Annotated in this window: 3 protein-coding genes and 1 pseudogene; 2 read left to right on the top strand and 2 right to left on the bottom strand. The window is 63.6% G+C overall.

All coding sequences use genetic code 11. From position 1 onward, the window contains the following. Both AYR66_RS21550 and treY read left to right on the top strand, forming a co-directional pair. A partial coding sequence (locus tag AYR66_RS21550; protein ID WP_141104288.1) for a 4-alpha-glucanotransferase occupies positions 1-195 on the top strand: 195 nt, incomplete at its 5' end. Position 196: 1 nt separating this feature from the next. Then, positions 197-2,962, top strand: a complete 2,766-nt coding sequence (gene treY / locus AYR66_RS21545; protein ID WP_088709209.1) for a malto-oligosyltrehalose synthase — start codon at positions 197-199, stop codon at positions 2,960-2,962. A gap of 144 nt (positions 2,963-3,106) precedes the next feature. Here treY and AYR66_RS21540 read toward each other — a convergent pair whose 3' ends face one another. Beyond that, positions 3,107-3,766: a DsbA family protein gene (locus tag AYR66_RS21540; protein WP_088709208.1), complete on the bottom strand. Its 660-nt coding sequence runs from the start codon at positions 3,764-3,766 to the stop codon at positions 3,107-3,109. Continuing rightward, a pseudogene (locus AYR66_RS29035) lies at positions 3,763-3,951 on the bottom strand (disulfide bond formation protein B); the annotation flags it as partial. The pseudogene AYR66_RS29035 and the gene AYR66_RS21540, both read right to left, overlap by 4 nt.

The raw sequence follows: 3,951 nt of genomic DNA, 5'->3' as shown, positions 1-3,951 counted from the left end.
GCGCCGCTGGCCATGCTTCCGGTCGAAGATGCACTCGCGCTGACCGAACAGCCGAACCTGCCCGGCACCGTCGATACCCATCCGAACTGGCGGCGCCGGCTGCCGCTGGATGCCGGCGCGGTGCTCGAAACCTTCGACGTGCGCGACCGCCTCGCGGCCATGCAGCGGATCCGCACTACGGAAGGGGAGCGCTGACATGTCCATCCCGCGCGCGACTGCACGCCTGCAGTTGCACAAAGACTTCAATTTCGACCAGGCCGCCGAGGTGGTGCCGTACTACGCCGCGCTCGGCATCAGCCATATTTATTCTTCACCCATCCTCACCGCCCGCAGCGGTTCGACGCACGGCTACGACATCGTCGACCCGACGCGTATCAATCCCGAGCTGGGCGGCGAGGACGGCCTGCGCCGGTTGGTCGTCCGTATCAGGGAACACGGCATGGGGGTGATCCTCGACATCGTGCCCAACCATATGGGCGTCGGTCCGGAAAACCCGTGGTGGCAGCATGTCCTGGAGTGGGGCGAGGCCAGCCCATACGCGCGCTGGTTCGACATCGACTGGAAACCGGCCGATGAAACCCTGCACGGCAAGGTCATGGCCCCATTCCTTGGCAAGCCCTACGGCGATGTCCTCAATGCAGGCGAGATCACACTGCAATACGACGAAACCCGCGGCAAGTTTTTCATCGCCTATTACGCCCACCGTTTCCCGGTGTCGCCTGCAGACTATGGCAGCCTGCTGCGCAGCGCCGCGTCGGAACGGTTGACGGCCGCCATCGCCACCTTCGATGAGCGTACCGGCGCCAGCGGACTGCTCACCCAGCACAATGCCGACATCGGCTTCGGCTTGCTGCGCGAGGTGGGCATGACAGAAAAAGGCCGCGAAGACATCGACAAGATCCTGACCGCGTGTTCCGCCGCCACGTCGCAAGGGCTGGAATGGTTGCACGGCCTGCTGGAACGCCAGCACTACCGGCTGGCGTGGTGGCGCTGCGCGGCGGATGGCATCAACTGGCGGCGGTTTTTCGAAGTGACCGACCTGGCCGGCGTGCGCGTCGAGCAGGACGATGTGTTCGAGGCGACCCACGCAATGATCTTCCGCCTCTACACGGAAGGCCTGATCGACGGTGTCCGCATCGACCACGTGGATGGGCTGGCGGATCCCGGCGCCTACTGCCGCAAGCTGAGGCGCCGCCTGCAGGCTCTGGCTTCGCAGCGCCCGCCGGAGCTGCCACCGGCGCCGGCCTACATCGTCGTGGAAAAGATCCTCGCCCACGGCGAACACCTGCGTCAGAACTGGGAAATCGACGGCACCAGTGGATACGACTTCATGGACCAGGCCGGCGCGCTACTGCATGATCCGGCCGGCGAAGCGCCGCTCGCGAGGATGTGGGCGGAACTCACCGGAAACGACCTCGGCTTCCAGGACGAAGTCCGGCAAGCGCGCCGCCAACTGCTCACCAACAACCTCGCCGGCGAATTCGAGGCCGCCGCGCGCGCCCTGCATGCAGTGGCGCGCACCGATCTGCGCACGCGCGACTTCTCGCTCGGCGCCATCCGCCGGGTGTTCGCCGAGCTGCTGGTCCATTTTCCGGTCTACCGCACCTATGCCGACGCGAACGGCCGAGACGAACTGGACGACGGCGTGATCGACAGGGCGCTGGAACAGGCCCGCGGCAGCGTGGACCGCACCGAAGTACCGCTGCTGGACGTGGTCGCGCACTGGCTGGGTGGCGATGCGCCGCGCGACGCCGCCAACCCGCGCGTGCGCTACCTCCACCAGCGCGCCATCACCCGATTCCAGCAGCTGACGCCGCCGCTGGCGGCCAAGTCGGTGGAGGACACCGCTTTCTACCGCTACGGCCGGCTGCTATCGCGCAACGAGGTCGGTTCCGACCCGAGCCAGTTTGCGTGCAGCGTGCGCGAATTCCATGAAGCGAACAAGGAAAGGGCGGCGGCCTTCCCGCATTCCATGCTGGCGACGGCGACCCATGACCACAAGCGCGGCGAGGACGTGCGCGCGCGGATCGCAGTGCTCAGTGAAATGCCCGCGGAGTGGCATGCCACTGTCCTGCGGTGGATGGAGTTCAACGCCGGCAAGCGCAGCGAAGCGGGCCCGCAGCCGGCGGACGAACTGATGCTGTACCAGATGCTGGCCGGTGCCTGGCCGCTGGGCCTGCGGCCGGATGACCTGGACGGGGTGAAAGCATTCGCCGAACGCGTGGACCAGTGGCAAACCAAGGCGCTGCGCGAAGCCAAGCAGGTCAGCGACTGGGTGATGCCCAACGAAGAATATGAGGCGGCTTGCCGGCGCTTCCTGTTTTCCATCCTCGACGTCCATGCGGAAAACCGCTTCCTGGCAGAACTGGCGGCCTGGGTCGACACACTGGGAGCGCCGGGTGCGGTCAAGAGCCTCACCCAGACAGTGCTGCGCATGACGTCGCCCGGCGTGCCGGATCTTTACCAAGGCACCGATTTCTGGGATTTCAGCCTGGTTGATCCGGACAACCGCCGTCCTGTCGATTACGCCGCGCGGATGCAGGCACTGAAGGCCCCACCACCCGGCGTCGAAGGCTGGAAGGACGGCCGCATCAAACAGCAGGTCATCCTGCGAACGCTGGAGCTTCGCGCCCGTGCGCCAGAACTGTTTTCACGCGGTGAATACCTGCCGCTGGACCTGGAAGGCGGGCTGGCCGGACATGCGATCGCATTTGCGCGGCGAGGGGAGGGGGGATCCGCGATTGTCATCGCAACGCACCTTCCGGCACGCATCCTGGCCCAGGACGGGACGCCGGTCGTGCCGGCCGCCCGATGGCAGGACACGGCTGTGCTGTGTCCGTGGGTGACGGATTCGACCTGGCGGGAGATCTGTTCCGGGCAGCGGATACGGATCAGCGGCGGGAAGCTGATGCTTGCCGAGGGGCTCGCTCAGCTTCCGGTCGCCATCCTTGTGGAAGATTAAATTTATTTATTTAAATCAACAAATTGAATTAAATAATAAAAGTAATTGTTGAGATTTTCTGCAATCCTAAGGCAGTTTGGAAAGATGAAGAAGAAACTACCTTGAATTCAATTACTTGAAGAATCATCTTCAAGTCTTACCTGATCACTTCGGCGCGACTGCCAACGCCTCATCCACCAGCTTCTTCAACTGGTCATAGCCAAAACTCGGCAGCGGTTTGCCGTTGACGAAGAACTCCGGCGTCTTGGTCACGTTCAGCGTTTGCGCATCGGCGAGGTCCTGCTGGATGGTGCGGACGACTTCCGGCAGCTGCATGTCGTTCCCGGCGCGCTGCATGTCGAGGCCAAGGCCGAGGCTGTCGATCACCTTCCATGCGACTTCAGGCTGTGCCGCATGGTGCTTGACCCAGTACGGCTGCGCATCCAGCAGGCCCTCCAGCACGGGCCAGAACTTGCCCTGCTTGCGGGCCGCTTCCAGCATCGCCACCACCTGGTCGGAACCCTGGTGGAACGGTGCATAACGCATAGTTACCTTGATCTTGCCCGGATGCGCGGCCATCAGCGCCTTCACCATCGGATAGAAATCCTTGCAGGTTTCGCAGGCGGGGTCGAAAAACTCGACGATATGGACGGGCGCATCAGCATTGCCGACGGTAGGCGAATGGAAGCGCACCAGCGCCTCGCGGTTCTTTGCCGCACTCTGCGCGGCTTCTTCCGTCTGGCGGTTCTTGAATACGAAGGCGCCGGCCGCGAATGCGGCGAGCAGCAGGATGGCGGTGCCGATGAAAAGGTGTTTTTGTTTCATTTTTTCGATTTGAATGTAGCGAAAAGCAGGGCGTTGATAACGGTGAATCCGGCCAGCGACAGCAGGGGAATGGTCACGAAGCCGAACCATTGCACCTGCACGAGGCCGCACGGCACGCCCTTGCTGCAGGGCGTGGCGCTTTCAGGGATGATCCCGGCGGTCAGCAGCACATGCCAAACCGCGAT

Origin of the sequence: Noviherbaspirillum denitrificans (genome assembly GCF_002211445.1) — a bacterium.
Classification (GTDB): Bacteria; Pseudomonadota; Gammaproteobacteria; order Burkholderiales; family Burkholderiaceae_D; genus Noviherbaspirillum; species Noviherbaspirillum denitrificans.
Note: the sequence above shows the minus strand (reverse complement) of the source record. Positions and strands in the feature narration are given on the sequence as shown.